The organism is uncultured Phenylobacterium sp. (assembly GCF_902826855.1).
In the GTDB taxonomy this organism is placed as follows: Bacteria; Pseudomonadota; Alphaproteobacteria; order Caulobacterales; family Caulobacteraceae; genus Phenylobacterium.
On record NZ_CADEGK010000074.1, the window covers coordinates 1 to 20,691 of the forward strand.

At 69.5% G+C, this 20,691-nt stretch carries 23 protein-coding genes and 1 pseudogene; 13 read left to right on the forward strand and 11 right to left on the reverse strand.

Annotated elements, in window-relative coordinates; all coding sequences use genetic code 11:
• Nucleotides 1–1,323: pseudogene (locus QZV94_RS11850) on the reverse strand (lytic transglycosylase domain-containing protein); the annotation flags it as partial.
• A 136-nt stretch (nt 1,324–1,459) separates the two neighbouring features.
• Between QZV94_RS11850 and dapA the strand changes: the two are divergent.
• From dapA to QZV94_RS11870, 4 genes are read left to right on the forward strand one after another with little or no spacing between them, the layout of a single operon-like run.
• Nucleotides 1,460–2,344 (forward strand): 4-hydroxy-tetrahydrodipicolinate synthase, encoded by an 885-nt coding sequence (gene dapA / locus QZV94_RS11855; protein ID WP_293678092.1) that lies wholly within the window; start codon nt 1,460–1,462, stop codon nt 2,342–2,344.
• The gene (gene smpB / locus QZV94_RS11860) at nt 2,344–2,811 is read left to right on the forward strand and encodes an SsrA-binding protein SmpB (protein WP_293678093.1); all 468 of its coding nucleotides are present in this window, start codon (nt 2,344–2,346) and stop codon (nt 2,809–2,811) included. Before dapA ends, smpB begins: the two co-directional genes overlap by 1 nt.
• Complete coding sequence (locus tag QZV94_RS11865; protein ID WP_293678094.1) at nt 2,811–3,542, forward strand: GNAT family N-acetyltransferase; 732 nt, start codon at nt 2,811–2,813, stop codon at nt 3,540–3,542. The genes smpB and QZV94_RS11865 overlap by 1 nt, the downstream gene beginning before the upstream one ends.
• A complete protein-coding gene (locus tag QZV94_RS11870) occupies nt 3,539–4,108 on the forward strand; it encodes a gamma carbonic anhydrase family protein (protein WP_293678095.1) in 570 nt (189 codons plus the stop codon). The genes QZV94_RS11865 and QZV94_RS11870 overlap by 4 nt, the downstream gene beginning before the upstream one ends.
• Here QZV94_RS11870 and QZV94_RS11875 read toward each other — a convergent pair.
• The 5 genes from QZV94_RS11875 to QZV94_RS11895 form a co-directional block, all read right to left on the reverse strand.
• Complete coding sequence (locus tag QZV94_RS11875; RefSeq protein ID WP_293678096.1) at nt 4,099–5,121, reverse strand: alpha/beta hydrolase; 1,023 nt, start codon at nt 5,119–5,121, stop codon at nt 4,099–4,101. The two genes, QZV94_RS11870 and QZV94_RS11875, sit on opposite strands and share 10 nt — an antisense overlap.
• Nucleotides 5,122–5,266: 145 nt before the next feature.
• Nucleotides 5,267–7,003, reverse strand: coding sequence for an amidohydrolase family protein (locus QZV94_RS11880; RefSeq protein WP_293678097.1), 1,737 nt, complete (start codon nt 7,001–7,003; stop codon nt 5,267–5,269).
• 102 nt (nt 7,004–7,105) lie between these two features.
• Nucleotides 7,106–8,488 carry a M20/M25/M40 family metallo-hydrolase gene (locus tag QZV94_RS11885; RefSeq protein WP_293678098.1) on the reverse strand — a complete coding sequence of 461 codons (1,383 nt, stop codon included), beginning with the start codon at nt 8,486–8,488 and terminating at the stop codon, nt 7,106–7,108.
• Entirely contained in the window at nt 8,488–9,141 is a 654-nt protein-coding gene (locus QZV94_RS11890) for a uracil-DNA glycosylase (RefSeq protein WP_293678099.1), read from the reverse strand. The genes QZV94_RS11885 and QZV94_RS11890 overlap by 1 nt, the downstream gene beginning before the upstream one ends.
• Complete coding sequence (locus QZV94_RS11895; RefSeq protein WP_293678100.1) at nt 9,128–9,721, reverse strand: NYN domain-containing protein; 594 nt, start codon at nt 9,719–9,721, stop codon at nt 9,128–9,130. Before QZV94_RS11895 ends, QZV94_RS11890 begins: the two co-directional genes overlap by 14 nt.
• 4 nt (nt 9,722–9,725) lie before the next feature.
• Between QZV94_RS11895 and folK the strand changes: the two genes are divergently transcribed.
• On the forward strand, nt 9,726–10,259 hold the full coding sequence (gene folK / locus QZV94_RS11900; RefSeq protein WP_293678101.1) for a 2-amino-4-hydroxy-6-hydroxymethyldihydropteridine diphosphokinase: 534 nt from the start codon (nt 9,726–9,728) through the stop codon (nt 10,257–10,259).
• On the opposite strand, the gene QZV94_RS11905 is transcribed toward folK, so the two are convergent.
• Nucleotides 10,248–11,483: an MFS transporter gene (locus QZV94_RS11905; protein ID WP_293678102.1), complete on the reverse strand. Its 1,236-nt coding sequence runs from the start codon at nt 11,481–11,483 to the stop codon at nt 10,248–10,250. The two genes, folK and QZV94_RS11905, sit on opposite strands and share 12 nt — an antisense overlap.
• Before the next feature lie 221 nt (nt 11,484–11,704).
• On the reverse strand, nt 11,705–12,616 hold the full coding sequence (locus QZV94_RS11910; protein ID WP_293678103.1) for a sulfotransferase domain-containing protein: 912 nt from the start codon (nt 12,614–12,616) through the stop codon (nt 11,705–11,707).
• A 234-nt stretch (nt 12,617–12,850) separates the two neighbouring features.
• Between QZV94_RS11910 and rpoZ the strand changes: the two genes are divergently transcribed.
• Both rpoZ and QZV94_RS11920 read left to right on the forward strand, forming a co-directional pair.
• Nucleotides 12,851–13,210 carry a DNA-directed RNA polymerase subunit omega gene (gene rpoZ / locus QZV94_RS11915; RefSeq protein WP_293678104.1) on the forward strand — a complete coding sequence of 120 codons (360 nt, stop codon included), beginning with the start codon at nt 12,851–12,853 and terminating at the stop codon, nt 13,208–13,210.
• Nucleotides 13,211–13,359: 149 nt separating this feature from the next.
• Nucleotides 13,360–15,528: a bifunctional (p)ppGpp synthetase/guanosine-3',5'-bis(diphosphate) 3'-pyrophosphohydrolase gene (locus tag QZV94_RS11920; RefSeq protein WP_293678112.1), complete on the forward strand. Its 2,169-nt coding sequence runs from the start codon at nt 13,360–13,362 to the stop codon at nt 15,526–15,528.
• On the opposite strand, the gene QZV94_RS11925 is transcribed toward QZV94_RS11920, so the two are convergent.
• Entirely contained in the window at nt 15,525–15,908 is a 384-nt protein-coding gene (locus tag QZV94_RS11925) for a response regulator transcription factor (RefSeq protein ID WP_293678105.1), read from the reverse strand. The genes QZV94_RS11920 and QZV94_RS11925 overlap by 4 nt on opposite strands.
• Before the next feature lie 166 nt (nt 15,909–16,074).
• Between QZV94_RS11925 and pyrE the strand changes: the two genes are divergently transcribed.
• From pyrE to acpS, 3 genes are read left to right on the forward strand one after another with little or no spacing between them, the layout of a single operon-like run.
• Nucleotides 16,075–16,659, forward strand: a complete 585-nt coding sequence (gene pyrE, locus QZV94_RS11930) for an orotate phosphoribosyltransferase (protein ID WP_293678113.1) — start codon at nt 16,075–16,077, stop codon at nt 16,657–16,659.
• Nucleotides 16,656–17,414, forward strand: coding sequence for a pyridoxine 5'-phosphate synthase (locus tag QZV94_RS11935; protein WP_293678106.1), 759 nt, complete (start codon nt 16,656–16,658; stop codon nt 17,412–17,414). Before pyrE ends, QZV94_RS11935 begins: the two co-directional genes overlap by 4 nt.
• On the forward strand, nt 17,411–17,815 hold the full coding sequence (gene acpS, locus QZV94_RS11940) for a holo-ACP synthase (protein ID WP_293678107.1): 405 nt from the start codon (nt 17,411–17,413) through the stop codon (nt 17,813–17,815). The genes QZV94_RS11935 and acpS overlap by 4 nt, the downstream gene beginning before the upstream one ends.
• A 27-nt stretch (nt 17,816–17,842) precedes the next feature.
• On the opposite strand, the gene QZV94_RS11945 is transcribed toward acpS, so the two are convergent.
• Together QZV94_RS11945 and QZV94_RS11950 are read right to left on the reverse strand one after the other, a co-directional pair.
• The gene (locus QZV94_RS11945; protein ID WP_293678108.1) at nt 17,843–18,439 is read right to left on the reverse strand and encodes a beta/gamma crystallin-related protein; all 597 of its coding nucleotides are present in this window, start codon (nt 18,437–18,439) and stop codon (nt 17,843–17,845) included.
• An 83-nt stretch (nt 18,440–18,522) separates the two neighbouring features.
• The gene (locus QZV94_RS11950; protein WP_293678109.1) at nt 18,523–18,885 is read right to left on the reverse strand and encodes a nuclear transport factor 2 family protein; all 363 of its coding nucleotides are present in this window, start codon (nt 18,883–18,885) and stop codon (nt 18,523–18,525) included.
• A 138-nt stretch (nt 18,886–19,023) separates the two neighbouring features.
• Between QZV94_RS11950 and lepB the strand changes: the two genes are divergently transcribed.
• From lepB to QZV94_RS11965, 3 genes are all read left to right on the forward strand, one after another.
• On the forward strand, nt 19,024–19,806 hold the full coding sequence (lepB, locus tag QZV94_RS11955) for a signal peptidase I (protein WP_293678110.1): 783 nt from the start codon (nt 19,024–19,026) through the stop codon (nt 19,804–19,806).
• A gap of 10 nt (nt 19,807–19,816) precedes the next feature.
• Nucleotides 19,817–20,536, forward strand: a complete 720-nt coding sequence (rnc, locus tag QZV94_RS11960) for a ribonuclease III (RefSeq protein ID WP_293678111.1) — start codon at nt 19,817–19,819, stop codon at nt 20,534–20,536.
• The coding region (locus QZV94_RS11965; protein ID WP_293678114.1) for a GTPase at nt 20,533–20,691 on the forward strand (159 nt) is incomplete at its 3' end. The genes rnc and QZV94_RS11965, both read left to right, overlap by 4 nt.

Sequence of the window (20,691 nt, forward strand, 5' to 3'; positions counted from 1 at the left end):
GGGGCGGGCGGCGGCGCTCAGCACGGGATCGCGCGGTAGCACGAGGTCGCGGCCCAGCTTCTCCGCGGCCAGTTGGCCGTAGAAGGTGGTCACGTACTCTGCGCCACGGCCGTAGTAGTTGGTCGCGGCGGCTGCGTCGCCGCGCGCCTCGGCCGCCCGGCCCATCCAGTAGAAAGCCCGCCCCCGGGTGATCGGCGAGGCGCCGATCCTCTCGATGGCGGCGAAGTGACGCCCAGCCGCGGCGGGGTCGTTCAGCCGGTTCAGCGCGATCCAGCCGGCGTAGAACTCCGCCTCGGTGGCGTCGGCGCCCTCATCTAGCCCGGAACTGGCGGCCGCCTGGTAGGCGCTCCTCCAGTCGCCGCTCTTGATGAAGGTCAGCGCCAGCCGGTGGCGTTCGTCCCAAATCCGCTCGGCCTGGTCAGGGGTGACGATCTCCTTGGGGAACGAGGGCGTCAGCGCCATGGCCTCCCAGTCGCGACCCTTCCGGCGAAGGTAGGCGGCGCGCTCGAAGGCGACCCCGGGCGTCACCTGTTGCGCGGGCGTCAGTCCCGACCAGGCTCCGTCTGAGTCCGAGCGCAGGGAAATCCGCGCGAGCGCCGCCGCTTGGTGGTCGGAGGGCAGCATTGCCACGATGTCCCGCGCCGCCGGACCCTGGCTGCCGTAGAGCAGGACGTCGGCGCGGCGGATGTGGTCGTCCAGGGTCAGCACGTCGGCGAATCGGGCCAGCACCCGGCGCTGCACGCCCGCCTCAAAGCTCTTGTCGCGCCACCAGCCGCGGATCAGGTCTGCTGCCTCGGCCTGACGGCCCAGCACGCGGTAGGCCGAAGCCAGCGCCATCGCCCCGTCGGCGCTCAGCGGCGGTTGGCCGGCGAACCACGCGACTACCTGGGCCGGCGACTTGCCGCTGCTTTCAAGCAGGCGTTCGGCGGCGATCTGGCGACGTCCCGGGCGGGGGAAGCCCTCCAGGTCGCGCCGCGCGGCGTCGACCTCGTAGAAACTCAGCGACTCTGCGTTGGCGTCGACCAGCGCCCAGGTGGCGGTCTTGCGCGCCACGCTGTCCGACAGGCTGGAGATCGCGTTCTTCGCGCCGTTCACGTCCCCGCGCTTGGCCGCGGCGATGGCCGCCAGGAACGTCAAACGGTCCGAGGCGCTCAGCGGGCGGGACACGGTCTGGCCCGCGGTCACCGCAGCGGGCCCAGACGGGGACTGGGTATTCTGGCCCAGAATGTCGCCGATGGGGTCGGCCACCTGGGCTCGCGCCACGGTCGTTACGACAACGACGGCGCATCCGGCGAGCAGGACGTTACGGACACTGCGGTTCAAATCGTCTCCCCCCAACTCTGGGGATAAGTGGAATCGACATTGCGAGCCGAGCCCGCGGCAACATATTGTCCCGCAATTCTGAACGCCGCCTCTCTAGGCGGCATCTTCACGGCATTTTGCTTTTAGAACCCAACACATGTCCGAACTCCTCTTCCGCGGCGTCTTGCCGGCCCTCGTCACGCCGTTCCGCAACGGCCAGATCGACGAGGACGCCTTCGTGGCCCTGGTCGAACGCCAGATCGCGGGCGGCGTCCACGGCCTGGTGCCCGTGGGTACTACAGGCGAATCATCGACCCTCAGCCACGCAGAACATCGACGCGTGGTGGAACTGTGTGTCGCCACCGCCCGCGGCCGGGTCCCCGTCGTCGCCGGGGCCGGCTCCAATTCTACGTCCGAGGCGATCGAATTGGTGCAGCACGCCAAGACGGTCGGCGCCGACGCGGCCCTGGTCGTGACACCCTACTACAACCGCCCCAGCCAGGAGGGGCTCTACGCCCACTACAAGGCCATCAACGACACCGTGCAGCTGCCGATCCTGGTCTACAACGTTCCGGCCCGCACCAGCATCGACATCTCCAACGCCACCGTGGCCCGGCTGGCCAAGCTGCCGAACATCGTCGGGATAAAGGACGCCAGCGGCGACCTGGCGCGCGCCAGCCTGCAGCGGCTGGAATGCGGCGACGACTGGATCATGCTCTCCGGCAACGACGACACGGCGCTCGGCTACATTGCCCATGGCGGCCACGGCTGCATCTCGGTCACCTGCAACGTCGCCCCCGAGCAGGTCGCCCAGTTCTACAATGACGCGCTTTCCGGCCAGTGGGCGGGCGCCCTGCAGGCGCAGGACCGGCTGATCCGCCTGCACAAGGCGCTATTCGCCGACGCCTCGCCCGCGCCCGCCAAGTTCGCCCTTGCCCACCTTGGCCTCTGTGCGGAGGAGGGCCGGCTGCCGCTCACGCCGTGCTCGGAGCCGGCGCGCGCTGAGGTGCTGGCCGCCATGCGGGAAGCCGGGCTGGTCTGATGGCCCCGGTCGGCAAGTACATCGCCGAGAACCGCCGGGCGCGGTTCGACTACTTCCTCGAGGAAGCCTTCGAGTGCGGCATCATGCTGACCGGCTCGGAGGTGAAGTCTTTGCGCGCCGGGAAGGCCAACATCGCCGAGAGCTATGCGGCGGTGGAGGGCAAGGAGATCGTGCTGATCAACGCCGACATCCCGCCGTACACGCAGGCCGGCCCGTACTTCAATCACGAGCCCCGCCGTCACCGGAAGCTGCTGCTCAAGCGCAAGCAGATCGACAAGCTGATCGGCGCCGTGCAGCGCGAGGGCCGCACGATTATCCCCACCAAGCTCTACTGGAACGACAAGGGGCTGGCGAAGCTCGAGATCGCCCTGGCCAAGGGCAAGAAGGAACACGACAAGCGCGAGACCACCGCCGCGCGCGACTGGCAGCGCGACAAGGCGCGGCTGATGAAGGGCGACCGCAGCTAGTGGACGCCGCCGAAATCGAGAGCCTCGAGCGGTCGACCGTCGAGGGCGTCGCCCCCGCCAAGGTGCTGGAGATCGCCGGCTGGCTGGTCCCGCTCGACGACGGCGCCATCCGCCGCGCCAAGACCGCCGTGCCGCTCAGCCACGACCTGGACGCAAGCGCCCTCAGCAAGATCGAGGCCGCCTACTGGACCGAGGGGCTATCCCCGGGTTTCCGCGTGGCCGAGGCCCCCGGCCTCCAGGGGGTGCGCGACGCGCTCGTCCAGCGCGGCTACGTGGCCGAAATCCCAACCGTGGTGAAAGTGGGCGACGTCGGGCGGCTGGCCGCGCTCCGCGACAAGCCCGGCGACCTGATGTCCGAGCCGGACGAGGCCTGGGCGGCAGTGTTCCTGGGCGAAGGCTTCGACGCCGAGGAAGAGGCCAGCCGCGTCGCCGCGCTCACCCGCTCGCCCGACGCCCTCTATGCCGCCGCGCGCGAGGACGGCCTCACCGTTGCCGTCGGCTGCGTCACCTTCGGCCACGGCTGGGCCGGCATCCACGGCATGCGCACCGACGCGGCTCGGCGCGGGCGCGGCCTGGCCAGCACCGTGCTCGCCACCCTCGGCCGTGCGATCCAGGCGCGGGGGATCGAGCGGGTGTTCCTGCAGGTGCAAGAGGGCAACGACGCCCGCTCGCTCTACCGCAAGGCCGGCTTCGAATACGCCTGGCGCTACAGCTACTGGAACCGACCATGACCTTCGGACCCGACGTCCACGTCGACCCCGCCGCGTGGGTCCATCCCACCGCCCAGCTGTACGGCGCGGTCGAGATTGCGGCCGAGGCCTCGATCTGGCCCAACGTCGTGGTCCGCGCGGAATTCCACGCCGTGCGCATCGGCGCCCGGACCAACATCCAGGACTTGGTGATGATTCACATCGGCGGGTCCACCGGCACGATCGTGGGCGAGGACTGCTCCATCACCGACCACTGCACCCTGCATGGCTGCACGATTGGCGACCGGGTGCTGGTGGGCATCGGCTCGACCATCATGGACGGCTGCGAAGTGGGCGAGAACTCCATCATCGCCGGCCACGCCTTCCTGAAGGAGGGCACGATCATCCCGCCGAACTCCATCGTCATGGGCGCGCCGGGCAAGGTGGTACGGACCCGCAACAACGCCGCCGCCAACGCACTGAACGCCTGGATGTATGCCCGCAACGCCGAGGCCTACGCCCGCGGCGAACACCGCCTGTGGTCCGACCCCGCGTTCCTGGTGGAACAGCGCGCCGAGCACGCTCGCCTGCAGGCGCTCTACGGCTGACGCGCCGCCGCCAGCACCGCGTCGATCGCCCCGATCACCGCCTGCGGCTTGTCGTCCTGGATGTTGTGGCCGGCGCCCTGGACGATCAGGTTGACGGCCGTGCGGGACAGCTTGGCATAGTCGCCGTGCCACTGCCGCCAGGCGCCGCTCATGGCGTCGATCTCCGCCGCTGTCGCCCCCGGGAACCCTAGACCCGTGGCCTGGGTCAGCACGACCAGCGGCAGGTCGCCGTAGTCCCGTGACGGGTTCGCCACGGCCGCGGCGCTGGCGGCGAACTCTTCGGAGAGGGAGGCCCGCGTCCGCAGCCGCGCCGGGTCGCCATCCAGCGTCCTCATCCCTCCCAAATAGACCGGCGAGAACTGCGGCGGGTAGCCGAAGCACAGCTTCCACGTCGGCGTGTCGGGCTTCAGCGTGCCCGCCTCCAGGCTCGTGGCGCAGCGGCGCTGGCCGTCGACGGCGAACCGCAGGCCCGACGCGCTCGCGCGCGCTAAGGCCGGCGACATCGCCGTGAACCGCTCGGCCTGGTTGGGGACCGAACCATCCACCAGCACCATGCCCACCACGTCTGCCCGATGCCGATCGGCGAACAGCAGCGTCTCGAACGCGCCCGCTGAGTGGCCGGCCACCAGGTAGGGGCCCTTGATGCGCGCGGCCGCCAGCGCGCCCTCCAGGTCCGCCGTCGTCGCCGCCAGCGTTTGCGCCGCCGGGCTCGGGTCGGAGTGGCCGAACCCGGCCCGGTCCCACGTGCAGGTCCGCGTGCGCTTCGCCAGCGCTGGCTGCACCTTGGCCCACGACACCGAGGACCCGCCCAGGCCCGCCGTGAGAATCACCGTCGGCGAGCCCTTGCCCTGGCAGTTCACGTGGATCCGCCGCCCGTCCGCCAGCTTAACCAGCCGCTGCGGCTTGGCGTAGGCGTCATACGCCGGATCGGGGGTGGGGCCGGTGGTGGTCTGGGCCTGGGCCCAGCCAAGCCCGACCAGGGCCGTAAACAGTCCCGCGACCAGTGGACGCATCGAAATCTCCCCCCCCGGGAATCCGCAACGCCGCACTTTAGGCCGCTGGTGGCCTGCCTCAAGGGTCGTTGAAGCGCGACTAGACTGGGGCAGGGGCAGTGTGGGCCCCGGCGCGAGGCCGGGGCTCACGAATGCTGGGAGACGCCTACTCCGCCGCTTCCGCTAGGATCACCGCCTCGCGGCCGCCGCGCACCAGACCGCCCGGCAGGGCGCCGGTGTGGACGCCGTTGTCGAAGGTCACCTGGCCGGACTTCACCGTGTAGCGGTAGCCCTCGGTGCGCTGCACCAGGCGCTTGCCGCCGGCCGGCAGGTCGTTGATGGCCTCGGGGCGGAACAGGCGCAGCTTGTCGAAGTCGATGATGTTGATGTCCGCCAGCAGGCCCGGCTTCAGCTGCCCGCGGTCGTTCAGGCCGTAGGCGCGGGCCGTGTCGCTGGTCAGCTTGCGCACCAGGAACTCCAGCGGGAACTGCTCGCCCTTGGTCCGGTCGCGACCCCAGTAGGTCAGGATGAACGTCGGCATCCCGGCGTCGGCGATGACCCCGCAGTGCGCGCCGCCGTCCGAAAGCCCGAACAGCACGTTGGGGTGCTGCATGTTCTTGCGGAAGAAGTCGAAGTTGTAGGTCACGTAGCCGCCCAGCGGCTGGTAGAGCAGCTCGCGGCCCTCGTCCTTCAGCAGCAGGTCGTACATCATCTCCACGGCGGAGACGCCGGCCGCCTTGGCCAGCCCGGCGACGCTCTGCTCGCGATCCGGCTCGTAGTTCGGGCGGTCGCCCAGCGGGAACACCCGGTACAGCAGCTCCTCGATCCCGCCCGCCAGCGGGCCGGAACGGATCGTGCTTTCCTCGGCGAGGATCGCGGCCCGGATCTCGGGCTTGCGCATCATCGCGACCTTCTCGGCGAGCGGCAGGCCGTGGACCTTCGCCCGATAGGTCGGGTGCGCGATGAACACGTGGAAGTTGGAGTTCAGCCCCTGCAGGATGCCCGTCGGGCGGCCGGCGATCTGCGGACGGATGTCCATGCCGTGGGCGCGGGCCTCCTCGGCGATGTTGTACATCTTGTTGCCTTCGTAGGCGCCGGCCGAGGTCGCCACCAGGGTCACCGGCAGGCCGGTCTCCTCGGCGAAGCCCTTCACCCACATCCACTCGTCGTCGTCGCCCAGGTGGTCGGAGACCATCTCGAACACGCCGTGCTTCAGGCCCTTCATGGAAAGGCCCAGCGCCAGCATCTCGTCCGAGCCCGCGAAGGTGCCCGGCATGTGGACGCCCTTCAGGTCCTTGTGCAGCAGGGTGCGGCTGGTGGAGAAGCCCAGCGCGCCGGCCTTGACGCCTTCGCGTACGATCGCGGCCATCTGCGCGATCTCATCGGCGTTGGGCTGGTAGTCGGTGTTGCAGCGCTCGCCCAGCACATAGGCCCGCACCGGCGCGTGCGGCACGTGGGTGCCGATGTCGATCGTCCGCGGCTTGGATTCCAGCACGTCCAGGTATTCGGGGAAGCTCTCCCACTTCCAGTCGATGCCTTCATGCAGGGCCACGCCGGGGATGTCCTCGACGCCCTCCATCAGCTCGATCAGGAAGGTGTGCGCGTCCGGCCGCACCGGCGCGAATCCGACGCCGCAGTTGCCCATGATCGCGGTGGTGACCCCGTGCCAGGACGACGGCGCCAGCACCTCGTCCCAGGTCGCCTGGCCGTCATAGTGGGTGTGGATGTCCACCCAGCCCGGCGTCACCGTCATGCCGGAGGCGTCGATTTCGCGCTTGAAGCTGCCGGAGACCTTGGTCCCGACCTCGACGATGCGGTCGCCGTCGATGGCCACGTCGCCCACGAACGGCTTGCCGCCGGTGCCGTCGACGATCGTGCCGTTCCGGATGATGAGATCGCGCATGGTGTTCCTCCCGCATGCTCGCTGGCATGTTTCGAGTACAAGGTATGCCGGCGCCGCTAGGGAAGCGCCAGACATTTCACCGCGGTTACTTTTTGCCGACCCTCACTTCGCCAGGTCGCGCAGGATCGAATCCCAGTGCGCCAGGTCGCCGTCGATGGCGCTGACCGGCGCACGCTCGTTCAGGCCGTGGCTGAACTCGTCGCTGTCCTTCATGAACAGCCCCGAGACGCCGTAGCTCGGCACGCCTGCAGCGCGGAAGTACATGCTGTCGGTGGCGCCCGCCGCCTGGCTCGGCACGATGGGCAGGCCCGGGAAGCGGGCGTGCACCGCCTTGGTCACCGCCTTCATCACGTCGGGCCGCAACGGCGAGGGCGGGCTGTCGATGGAGCCGTCCTCCAGCCGCGTCACGGTGACGCTCCGGTCGCCCACGATCTCGTCCAGGGTGGCCTGCACGCTCTGCGACGACACGCCCGGGAAGATGCGGCAGTTCACCGTCGCCTGCGCCTTCTGGGGCAGGGCGTTGGGCGCGTGGCCGGCCTCCAGCATGGTGGCGACGCAGGTGGTGTGCAGGCCGGGACTGAAGGCCGGGTCGGCCCGGATGATGTCGATGGCGGCCTGGTCCGTGGGATCGGTCGCGAACCTGGTCAGCGCCTGGCCCACCGCGCCCGGGGTGTTCGGCCCCATGGCCGCCGCGGTCGCGCGAGTGATCTCGTTGTGCATCGTCGGCCAGCGGTAGGCCTCGAGCCGCTCCAGGGCCTTCACCAGGCGATAGATGGCGTTGGTGGGCGTCGGCCGGCTGGAGTGGCCGCCCGGGTCGGTGACCGTGAGGTGGAAGTCGGCGTAGGTCTTCTCCGCGCCCTGCACCCCAAAGCTGATCGGCTTGCCCTCCTCGGTGAGCCCCCCGCCGCCGCCATCGGAGTTCAGCACAAGCTCGGCGTGCTTCAACCGCTGGGCCAGGACCGCGGTGGTCTTCATCGTGGTCTCTTCGTCGCCAGACAGCGCCAGGATCACCTCGCGGCCCGGCTTCCAGCCGCTCTTGCGCAGCTTGGCCAGGACGGCGACGACCATCGAGACGTCGAACTTGTTGTCCACCGCGCCGCGGCCGAACACGTAGCCGTTCTCGACGACCGGGGTGAACGGGTCGCGCGTCCAGTCCGCCGCCTTGGCCTCGACGACGTCCATGTGGCCGGAGATGACCAGCGGTTTCTTCTTCGGGTCGGTCCCCGGATAGCGGGCAATCAGGAGCGCCGTGCCCGCCATCGGCTCGATGGTGACCTCGGCGGCGTCGTAGCCGCCGGCTGTCAGCACGCCCTTCAGGTATTCGGCGTAGGGCACAAACTGGTCGCCGCCCACCACAGTGCGATAGGCGATGCTCCGCTTCAGGATCTCCAGCGCTTCGGCGTGCAGGACGGGGTCGGCCGTCGGCGCGGCCTGGGCCGGCGAAGCGAGCAGGACGATGGCCAGGCCCAGGGACAATAGGCGCATCAGGCATCTCCGATCAGGTCGCGGGCGCGCAGGAAAACCGCCTCGAACATCGCTGCAGTCAAGCGCCCGGTGTTCGTGTTGAGCCGCGAGCAGTGGTAGCTGTTCAGCACCGTGTAGGGCCCGGCCGGGAACTCTGTCCCGTGCCCCGCAATGCCGGCCGAAGCTTTCAGCCCCAGGGCCTTGAGCACATTGCGCCGTGAGACGTCGCCCAGGGTGACGATCACCTTCAGCCGGGGCAGGGCGGCCAGCCGGCTGGCCAGGAACGGCCGGCACGTGGCCTCCTCGGCGGTCTCGGGCTTGTTGCCGGGCGGTGCGCAGCGCACCGCATTGGTGATGATGCAGTCGTGCAGGGTCAGGCTGTCGTCCGGCCGCGCCTCGTAGGTCCCGCTGGCGAAGCCGGTCTTGAGCAGCGTCTCGTACAACATCACGCCCGCGCCATCGCCGGTGAACGGCCGCCCGGTCCGGTTCGCCCCCATCCGCCCCGGCGCCAGCCCGACCACGGCCAGCTGTGCGCCCTCGTCTCCGAAAGACGCCACGGCGCCGTTGAAGCCGCCGGGCACGGAAATGCGGTTGGCCTGCCGGTACGCCACGAGCCGAGGGCAGAGCGGGCAATCGGCGGGCGCCTCGGGCGGCGCGCCCTCAGTGGTCGGCATCGGCTTCCCGATCGTGCGCCGCGCGGCTTTCGGAGATGAACCTCGGCAGGCGAGAAGGCCGTCCGATCAGGTCGGCCAGGTCGGCCAGGTCCACGAAGCTGTCGGCCTGGCGTCGCAGGTCATCGCTGACCATCGGCGGCTGCGACTTCACCGTGGAGACCACGGTCACCCTGCTGCCGCGCCGCTGCACCGCCTCCACCAACCGTCGGAAGTCTCCGTCCCCTGAGAACAGCACCATGTGGTCGGCGTGCTCGGCCATCTCCAGCATGTCGACGGCGATCTCGACGTCCATGTCGCCCCGGAACCGCTTGCGTCCGCTGGCGTCGGTGTATTCCCGCGCCGGCTTGGTGACCAACCGGAAGCCGTTGTAGTCCAGCCAGTCCACCAGCGGCCGGATCGGCGAGTACTCCTCGTTCTCGACGAGCGCGGTGTAGTAATACGCCCGCACCAGCACGCTGCGCCTTTTGAACTCCTCCAGGAGCTTGCGGTAGTCGATGTCGAAGCCGAGGTTCTTGGCCGTCGCATAGAGGTTTGCGCCGTCGATGAAGAGGGCCAGTCGGTCCGTGGGGTAGAAGGTCATCAAATTGGTCCGCGAGCCGCCGAGAAACCTTGGTCAGGAGGACCTCGATCAGGCCGTCGTCGTCGCCCTCGGCAGCAATCTTCCGGGTCGCTATGGCTCGTCGGAGGCTCTGCTGGAGGCGGCGCTGGCGCGGTTCCCTGATGTCGGCCTGCAAGTCCTGAAGCGATCGTCCTGGTGGCGCTCCGCCGCCTGGCCCGATCCCAAGGGGCCTGAGTACCGCAACGGCGTCGCGCTTGTCGAGGCGCAGGGGCCGCCCGAGGTGGTGCTGGCTGGCCTGCTGCAAATCGAGGCCGCCCTCGGCCGTGCGCGGACCGAACGCAATGCCCCGCGCACCCTCGACCTGGACCTGGTCGCCTATGGCCGGGAGGTCCGCGCCGGTCCCGGCCTGATCCTGCCGCATCCCCGCGCCCACGCGCGCCGCTTCGTCATGGGGCCGCTGGCCGAGATCGCGCCCGCCTGGACCCACCCGCTGCTCGGTGCGACGGCGGCGACGCTGGCGGCTGAGGCCACCGTCGGGGCCGACGCGTCACGCCTGTGAGGTCGCCCGAACCGGTCGCGTCACCGCCACGGCCAGGGTCGTGGCCGCCACCAGCAGGCTCGCCCCGATCAGCATCGCCAGACCCGGCCCGCCAGGCGCGAAGGCGGAGGCGATCGACCAGGCGAACACCTGGGTGAAGAAGATCGGCGCCACGAAGCCGGTCAGTCCGCCCAGGCCCCCCAGGGCCCCCTGCAAGCGGCCCTGTTCGCTTGGCCCGACCCGTCGCGTTTGCAGGGCCTGGAGCGGCGGCGAACAGATGTTGCCCACGCAGGTGAGAACGCACGCCAGGCAGAACTGCGTCGAAGTTTGCGAGAGGCCCATCACGGCGAACCCCCCGGCGGACAGCGCCAGGCCCGCAATCAGCGTCGTCCGCTCGCCGAGCCAGCGCACCAGGCGCGGCCCCAGGAAGCCCATCACCACGATGTTGCCCGCAGAGAACACCATCAGCAGCACCCCGACTTGCCCGGGACCCCACTGGTAGCGGAAGGCCATGTAGAGGACGAAGAGGGTGTTGATCGAGTGCCCGCCCAACTGGATCAGCATCCCCACGCTCGCGAGGCCGAGAAGGCTCTTGTCGCGGGTCAGAATTCCGAAGGCGCGCAGCGGGTTCGTCGGGCGCATGGGCCCCTTGGTGCGCAGGTCCGGCGCCAGGGACTCCGGCAGGATAAGGAGGCCGTAGAGCCAAGCCACCGCCGCCAGGCCCGCTCCGGCGAAGAACGGGGCCCGCGGACTGATCTCGCCGAGCAGGCCGCCCATGGCCGGCCCCAGGATCATGCCGGCGGAGGACACTGCGAAGACCAGGCCGAAGCGCTGGGCGCGTTGGTCGGGCGGCGTCACGTCGGCGATGTAGGCCGAGGCCGCCGCATAGCTGGCCGCCGTGAGACCCGACAGGGCGCGGCCTATGAACAGCCACGCCAGGGTGGGGGCGAACCCCATGAACAGCATGTCGAGCGCGAACCCGAAGGTTGAGACCAGGATCACCGGGCGGCGGCCGAACCGGTCCGACAGGGCGCCCAGCACCGGCGCGCCGACGAAGTTGGTCAACGCCCAGACCGCGCCGATCAACCCCACCGCCCGCGCGGCGTCGGCCGTGTCGCCGCCGCTCAGCTCCAGGACGAGCCGCGGCAGGATGGGGAACACCATCCCGAACGACACCGCGTCCAGGAACACCGTCGCCAGGATGAAGCCCAGCGCGGCCCGACGTCGTGGTGGCTCGGTGGTCACGCCGTCTCCGCTGCGCGAGGTGATTGGTCCCGAAGGACAGCCAAATCGAGGCCCGTCCCGCTTGTCGCCGCGATGCGCGGAAATGCCGGCGTCCCCGACGTCGGCGAGCCCGCCTTCGTCGAGATACGCGACGCCTCATGCCGCCACAAGGCGATCGCGCGCGAAAATAGAAGATACGGCATGGTGGAGGGCAGGATTCGCCCGCCGCCGCGGCCTGTTCGCTAGTCGGGCAACTCCGCCGGATCGCCCGCAGCCAGGCGCCCGCCCTCGATCCAGGCCCGCGCTGAGGGCGTGAACTTGGCCGTCGACAAGCGGTCGAAACGCGCCAGGTCGGCGTCGGTCAGCACGTCCTTCCAGCGCCCGTTGGTCCCCTTGTGCAGGAAGCTCTTGTGCCCGCCCTGGAAGGCGAAGGGCAGGGCAGGCAGGAGCGCGTCGCCCTGCGACTTCATCGCCTCGAACCGCGCCGCCTCCGCCAACTCTGCGAGCTTCGCCGGCGGCGTCTCGATCTCCAGGAAATCCGAGATCCGCGCCATCTCGCCCGGCAGGTCTGCCTTCAGGTCGGCGTAGTGGACCAGGAGCAGGTTCGGCAGCCTGCGCTCGCGCCAGTAGGTCATCTCGTAGTCGAAGAACGACATTTCGACACCGAGGCCTGTGGCGGCCTCGTCCTCCGCCTCGTCGATCCAGCGGCGGTAGTACTCGCCCAGGTCCGGCTCGGGCTTCGGCCTGACCTGGAGCATCGGGTTTTCGGCCGCCCGCGCCGCGTGGCCCATCCAGACCTCGGGCGTGTAGCTGCTCTCGTGATTGTGGAACGAGAAGCAGGCGTCGCGACCGTCGCGCGCCACGTGGATGTACTTCATGCCCTCGTAGATTGGCAGGCTGTCGAAGGGCAGGTGGCTCTTAATCGCGCGCCGGTGGGTCTGGGCCTCGAGGGTGGCGAGGTCGGCCTCGATAGGGGCGAAGAAGGTGGCGTCCAGCCAGGGATAGAACTGCATGATGGGACGCGGGTCCGGCGTCTGGTGGATCAGCAGGTCGACGATCCGCTGCGTCCAGGTGGTCCCGCACTTGGGGTAAGTCGCCACCACGACGTCACCCTCCCGCGGCTGGAAGCCGTCCCAGCGGCGGGCGTCCGTCATCAGGGTATGATATTCCCGCGTCGGCGCGCGTTGCAGGTTCGGCATGCTTCCCCCTCGGAGCTAGACCGGACGAAGGGATACGCCACGAGCCCATTACCGATCCAGCCGGTGGGATTTGACGCGTTCACAGCCTGGAAACCGATGCGCGGCAGGGTCGTGCGGCCTTTGCGGCATTGCACAATAGGGGGCGAAGCTCTATTTTCGCCGGTTCTATCCCGCACCCTGAGAGACTCCATGGCCCGCGTCACCGTCGAAGACTGCATCGAGAAGGTCCCGAACCGCTTCTCGCTCGTGCTGCTGTCCGCCCATCGCGCCCGCGCCATCTCGGCCGGCTCGCCAATCGCGGTCGATCGCGACAACGACAAGAACCCCGTCGTGGCGCTCCGCGAGATCGCCGACGACGTGGTCGACGCCGAAGAGCTCAAGGAAGGCGTCATCATCTCCCTGCAGCGCGTCGACGAGCGCTCGGAAGCCGAGGAAGAGGCCGAAACCCTGGCCCTGTTGGCCGACCCCACCCACATGCAGATGAGCGAACTCGAACTCGTGCGCGCCCTGCAAAGCGACCGTGATGGCGGTCAGGAGGAGCGGTACTGAGCCCAGAAGGCGCAGAACCGCTGATCCAGGAAGCGGCGAACCCACCCGCCGCGCCGCCTTCCGACGCCCCGAATTCTTCCGTCCCTATCGCGAAGGCTCCGGCTCCTGAGCCCGTGCCTCCGCTCGTCGCCACCGGCCTGCGGCCGAAGATGCTGCGGCAGTTCGAGCTGATCGAGAAGGTCCGCTCCTACGACCCCACCGCCGACGAGGCGCTGCTCAACCGCGCCTATGTCTACGCCATGCGCGCTCACGGCGCTCAGAAGCGCGCCTCCGGCGACCCCTACTTCGCCCACCCCATCGAGGTGGCGGGCATCCTTACCGACTACCGCCTCGACACCGAGACCATCGTCACGGCCCTGCTGCACGACGTCATCGAGGACACTGACACCACCCGCGAAAAGGTCGAGGAGCTGTTCGGCCCGGAGATCGCCGAACTGGTCGAGGGCGTCACCAAGCTCTCCAAACTCGAGCTCTCCCAGGAGCACCTGCGCCAGGCCGAGAACCTGCGGAAGTTCATCCTGGCGATATCCAAGGACGTCCGCGTCCTCCTGGTGAAGTTGGCCGACCGCCTGCACAACATGCGCACCCTGCACTTCATAAAGCAGGCGGCGAAGCGCGAGCGGATCGCGCGCGAGACCCTCGACATCTACGGGCCACTGGCCCGGTCCATCGGCGTGCATCGCATCTGCGAGGAATTGGAGGAGCTGGCGTTCTTCCACCTGAACCCCGTGGGCCGCGACGCGATCCTGCGCCGGCTGGCCGTGCTGCGGCAGGACCAGGGCGGCGCCGTCGCCCAGGTCAGCCAGGAGATGACCGCCAAGCTGGAGGCCGCCGGCGTCCCGGCGCGGGTGTACGGCCGCGAGAAGCAGCCCTTCTCGATCTGGCGCAAGTTGCAGCGAAAATCGATTGGATTTTCTCAACTTTCCGATATTTACGCCTTTCGGGTGATCGTCGACAACGAGGAAGACTGCTACCGCGCCCTGGGCGTCATCCACCGCACCTGGCCGTCGGTGCCGGAGCGGTTCAAGGACTTCATCTCCACGCCCAAGCGCAACAACTACCGCTCGCTGCACACCACCGTGGTCGGCTACCGCGGCATGCGCATCGAGATGCAGATCCGCACCGAGGCGATGGACCTGGTGGCCGAGGAGGGCGTGGCCGCCCACTGGCGCTACAAGAACAAGTCCTACGGCTTCGACCCGGAGGCCCAGAAGGAAGCCGGCGGCCGCGACCCGCTGGTGAACCTCCGTCACCTCGTCCAGGTGCTGGAGCACGGCGGCGACGCCGAGGAGCTGGTCGAGCACGCCAAGCTCGAGATGTACCTCGACCAGGTGTTCGTCTTCACGCCCAAGGGCCAGTTGGTCAGCCTGCCGCGGGGAGCCATGCCGCTGGACTTCGCCTATGCGCTCCACACCGACATCGGCGACATCACCATCGGGGCCAAAATCAACGGCGAACTCAAGCCGTTACGGACGACTCTTTCGAATGGCGACGTGGTCGAGGTGATCAAGGGCGGCAAGCCCGTGGTGCCGCCCGACTGGCGCTCGCTGACCGTCACGGGCCGCGCCCGCTCCGCCATCCGTCGCCACATCCGCCAGACCGAGCGCGAGGAATTCATCCGCCTGGGTCGCGCCACCGTGGACCAGACGTTCGACGCCGCCGGCAAGTCGCGCAAGGACGTCTCGCTGCGCCCCGCGCTCGAACGCTTCGCCGTGGCGACCGAGGACGACCTGTTCGACGCCGTCGGGCGCGGCCGCGCCACCCCCTCTCAGGTGCTGGAGATCGTCTTCCCCGGCTTGAAGGCAGCCGAGCGGGAAGCCGCCAACGCGCGCCGCCACATCGAGGAGGGGAAGACCGCGCGCCTCTATGTCCGGGGCTCGGGCCTGACGCCAGGTATCACCCTGCACTTCGGCGCCTGCTGTTCACCCGTGCCCGGCGACCGCATCGTCGGCATCCTGGAGAGCGACGGCCGCGGCCTTACCGTCCACACCATCGACTGCGAGAAGCTCGCCGAGTACGAGGACCGCGACGAGCTTTGGCGCGACCTGCAGTGGACGCCCGAGGCCGACCGCAACGCCATCGCCCGCGCCCGCCTCACAGCCACCATCCGCAACGCCCCCGGCGTGCTGGGCCAGGTCTGCACGATCATCGGCGACGCCGGCGGCAACATCGTCAATCTGCGCATGCGCCACCGCCAGTCCGACTTCTTCGACGTGGACATCGACGTCGACGTCAACGACGCGCGCCATCTCACCCACATTTCCGCCGCGCTGCGGGCAAATCCCAGCGTCGAAGAGGTCGAGCGGACCAAGGGCTAACCCGGCCGCGGCGGGAACAGCGGCTCGATCGCCGCCAGCAGCTCGTCGCCCTCGAAGGGCTTGTGCAGCGCGGCGTCCGCGCCCAGCTTCTGCGCCATGGCCAGGAGGTCCAGCGACCCCAGATGCCGCCGCCCGGACATCGCCAGGACGCGAATGCCGCGGGTGGATTTCCTGATCTCGTTGATGACCTCCACGCCGTCGCGATCAGGCATCATGATGTCGGTGATCACCACGTCCGGCCGCTGGCGGCGGATCATGTCCATCACGGCGCGCCCATCGCGCGTGCTCTGCACCTCGTAGCCGGCGCCGCGCAACACGCGGGTGACCGCCTCCAGCAGCGCCTTGTCGTCGTCGACGACCAGCACCGTCCGGCCGTTCATCGCGTCCCTCGTCCCGGAGGCCGTGGTTCTACGCCAGACCTCCCGGATACTACGCTAAGCTGTGCGGTCGCTACGTCAACTGTCGCCCGGTTGCGCCGCGCCTGGTCTGCCTACTGGGTGGGAACTGGACCTCCCCTTGGCCGACCGGATCGGCTATCTCAGCCGCATGAACACCGAAGACGTCCTGGAAGAGTTCCGCGGCGCCGGCGCCCTGCGCGAAGGCCATTTCATCCTGGCCTCGGGCCGCCACAGCCCCATGTTCCTGCAGAAGAACCTGGTCTTCCAATACCCCGACCGGACCGAGCGCCTGTGCCGGGCGCTGGCCGAGAAGATCGAGGCCCGGTTCGGCAAGCCGGACGTCATCGTCGCCCCGGCCGTCGGGGCGATCATTCCCGGCTACGAGGTCGCCCGCGCGCTGGGGGTGCCCTCGATCTACGTCGAACGCGAGGACGGCGGCTTCAAGTTGCGCCGCGCCTTCAAGATCGCCCCCGGCGCCAAGGTCGTCGTCGTCGAGGACGTGATCACCACTGGCGGCTCGTTCCGCGAGGCGGTCGAGCCCATCGCCGCGGCGGGGGGGGTCGTGGTGTGCTGCGCCTGCATCGTCGACCGCTCCGGCGGCAAGGCAGACGTCGGCTGGCCCCTGGTGGCGCTGGCGACGGTGGATGTCCCGAGCTACGCCCCCGACGAGATCCCCCCCGAACTCGCCGCCCTGCCGGCCGAGGAGCCGGGATCGAAGAGGCTGCGCGCATGACCAGGCTCAGGCTGGGGGTCAACATCGACCACGTCGCCACCGTGCGGAACGCACGGGGGGAGGGCTATCCCGACCCGGTGCGCGCAGCGGAGATGGCGCTGGCCGCCGGCGCTGACGGCATCACCGCCCATCTGCGCGAGGATCGCCGGCACATCTCCGACGCCGACATCGACCAGCTGGCGGTGATCTGTCGCCGGCGCGGCCGCCCCCTCAACTTCGAGTGCGCGGTGACCCCGGAGATGGAGGCCATCGCGCTCGCCCACCGTCCCCACGCCGCCTGCCTGGTGCCCGAGCGTCGCGAGGAGGTGACCACCGAGGGCGGCCTCGACGTCGTCCGCGGCCACAACGCCATCGCCCCGGTCGTCGCCAGGCTCGCGCAGGCCGGGATCCGCGTCTCCGCCTTCATCGACGCCGACGAGGCCCAGGTCCGGGCGGCCAAGGCGGTCGGCGCCCAGGTGGTCGAGTTGCACACCGGCGCCTACTGCGAGGCCGTTCGCGAGAAGCGCCCCCAGGCCGGCGGGCTGCTGACGAAGCTCAAGGCCGCTGCCGCCACGGCCCGCGAACTCGGCCTGGAGGTCCACGCGGGCCATGGCATCGACTACGAGACGGTGAAGCCAATCGCCGCGATCCCGCAACTCGTGGAACTGAACATCGGCCACTTCCTGATCGGCGAAGCCATCTTCATCGGCCTCGGCCCCGCCATCCAGCGGATGCGGGCGCTGATGGACGAAGCCCGCGCGCAGGCCGCCGCGTGATCCTCGGTCTGGGCTCCGACCTCTCCGACATCCGCCGCATACAGGCCAGCCTCGACCGCTTCGGCGACCGTTTCCGCCAGCGCGTCTTCACCGAACTGGAGCGCGCGCGGTCCGAGCGCAAGGCCGACGCCGCGGCCAGCTACGCCAAGCGTTTCGCCGCCAAGGAAGCCTGCGCCAAGGCGCTGGGCACCGGCATGCGCCGCGGCGTGTTCTGGCGCGACATGGGGGTCGTCAACATGCGCTCGGGCCAGCCCACCATGGCGCTGACCGGCGGGGCTCAGGCGCGCCTCGAAGAGATGACGCCGCCCGGCATGAAGGCCGTCATCCACCTGACCCTCACCGACGACCATCCCTACGCACAGGCGTTCGTGATCATCGAGGCCCTGCCGGCCGACCGCTAGGCCGGACGGCCAAATATGCCAGGCCGACTAGCGGAGCGGTCGGAGCGATGAGATCGCGTCGCCCATGCCGATCCGCCGCGTGTCCTTGACGCTGCGCTCGATCGTCATGCAGCGGCCACGATAGTTGGCGTCGGTGCAGATCACCCAGGGTCCCGAACCCCGCTCCAGTCGGATCGACCGGACGCGGTCGTTGAGGCCCGTGCGATTGAGGTTCGGCTCGGGGCCGTCGACCCGAAACGGACGACCGGCGTAGTTCCGCTCCGTCGACAGGGTGACGACATCGTCGCGTCGCCAGCGCCGATCGCCGCGGTCGCGGTCGTACCCACGATCCGGCCCCACCGCGTAGCCGGGCGGCGCATCGCGCACCGAGGGCGGCGCCCCGCCGCCGGGTCCGACGCACGCCAGGCCGCCGTCCGGACCCACGAAGATGTCGGTGCTGCAGCTCGCCACGTTGATCGACGACACCGCCGGCCCGTTCGGCCCGCGGCATGTCGCGTGCAGGAACGGACCCTCCATCCGGATATTGGTGCACTGCCGCTCATAGCTGCCCCGCGGCTGCGCCTGCGAAACGGTCGGCGCGGCCGACAACAGGGCGAGGACGCCAAGGCCAAGGATCATCCGCATGGGTAGGCTCCGAATTGCGCTGTCACCGGAACGCGCGACGACGGCAAAGGTTGGCCTCACCCCCCGGTGCGGCGGCAGGGGCGTCAGCGCATCTGTCCCGGGTCGTAGAAGAACCGCTCGCGCCAGACCTTGTCGCCGCGCCATTCCTGCCAGGCGATCTCCTCGAAGGTCCGCGCGGTCCCGCCCGCCGAGGTGAAGGTGAAGCGCCAGTGGATCACCACACGGTCCCCGTCCACCGCCACCGGCGACAACAGCTCCGTCTCCACCTTGGCGAACCGCGCCAGCGTGGCGGCCTCGCCGGCCATCAGCACCTCGCGCCCCACCCGGGGCGGGTCCTGGTTCTCCTGCATGGACGCGTCGTCGGCGTACCAGTCGCGGATCGCCTCCACGTGCTGGCCAGACAAGACCTGGGCGACGAAGGCTTCGACCGTGGCTCTTTCGGGCATCTCGTTCCTTGGGTTGCGACGATCCGGCCCGCCCCGGCGGGTCGGACTCCATAGGCGCCGATCTTGCTCATGCGCTGGCTAGCGTCTAGGCAACACCCGCTCCGGCACGGCCGGGCGCAAGGATCTCCAAAGGACGACATGAGCGAGAACGTGCAGAGCGCCCCGGCGCCTGACAGGAACGGCGCGCTGAGAGAGATCGTCGAGATCGTCAAGACGGTCGCCTACGCTCTCGCCATCGCCCTGGTCCTGCGGATCGTCTTCTTCCAGCCGTTCACCATCCCCTCGGCCTCGATGGAGCCCAACCTCTACGAGGGCGACTACATAATCGTCTCGAAATTCCGGTACGGCTGGTCGCGCCATTCCATCCCCTTCAGCCCGCCCCTGTTCGACGGCCGGGTGCAGGAGCGCAAGGCCAAGCGCGGCGACATCGTGGTGTTCAAGCTCCCGCTCGACGGCCACACCGACTACGTCAAGCGGGTCATCGGCGTCGCGGGCGACCGGGTGCAGGTGCGCGAAGGCCTGCTCTACGTGAACGACGCCCTGGTCGAGCGCCAGGCGCTCTCGCCGGTGAAGTCGGAACTGCCCGGCGGCCTGGTCCGCGACGTGGTCCGCTTCCAGGAGCGGCTCCCCAGCGGCAGGGCCTTCGCCACCCAGGACGACGGTCCCGACAGCGAACTGGACAACACCGAGGTCTTCACCGTCCCCGAGGGTCACTACTTCATGATGGGTGACAACCGCGACAACTCCTCCGACAGCCGCGTGCCGCCAGCCGCCAACGGCGTCGGCTACGTCCCGGCCGAGAACCTGGTAGGCAAGGCGGAGATCATCCTGTTGTCGTGGAAGCCGCAGGCCTCGATCTTCCAGCCCTGGACCTGGATCATCGACGCGCGGCCCAGCCGGTTCTTCAAAGTCCTGCGATGAATGCGCGCCCGTGAACGCTAGGGAGGCGGCGGTCGTCGAACTCGAGCGCCGCATCGGCCACACCTTCGCCGACCGCGACCTGCTCGAGCGGGCGCTGACCCACGCCAGCGTCGGCGACGGCGCGCGCGACGTGCGCCACAACGAGCGGCTGGAGTTCCTGGGCGACCGGGTGCTGAACCTCTGCGCCGCCGAGCGGTTGATGGTCCTGGATCCCGACGCCCGCGAAGGGGTGATGTCCCGGAAGCTTGCCAGCCTGGTGAACTACCACGCCTGCGCGCGGGCCGCCGAACGCGCCGGCCTGCCGGAGGCGCTGCGCCTTTCGGCCTCGGCCAGCAAGATCGGCGCGCGCCGCTCCGACGCCGTCCTGGGTGACGCCTGCGAGGCGCTGATCGCGGCGCTCTACATCGACGGCGGCCTGGAGACGGCCAGGGCCTTCTTCGAGCGCTTCTGGGCCGAGGCTTTCGAGACCCTGGACCATCCGCGCTCCAAGGACCCGAAGACCCAGCTCCAGGAGTGGGCGCAAGGGCTAGGCCTGCCGTTGCCGGCCTACGAGGTGGTGGGCCAGTCCGGGCCGCCGCACGCCCCGGTGTTCACCGTCGAGGTCGCCATCCAGGGCTTTGAGCCCGAGCGCGGGGAGGGCGGCTCCCGCCGCGCCGCGGAAAAGGCCGCCGCCCAGACCATGCTGCTCAAGCGCGAGGGCGCGGATTTCGAAGCCGGGAACGACAAATGACCATCTCCCCCGAACACCCGCGCGCCGGCTTCGCCGCCATCATCGGCGCTCCCAATGCGGGCAAGTCGACGCTGACCAACCGCCTCGTGGGGGCCAAGGTCTCGATCGTCACGCAAAAGGTGCAGACCACCCGCTTCCCGGTGCGCGGCGTGGCG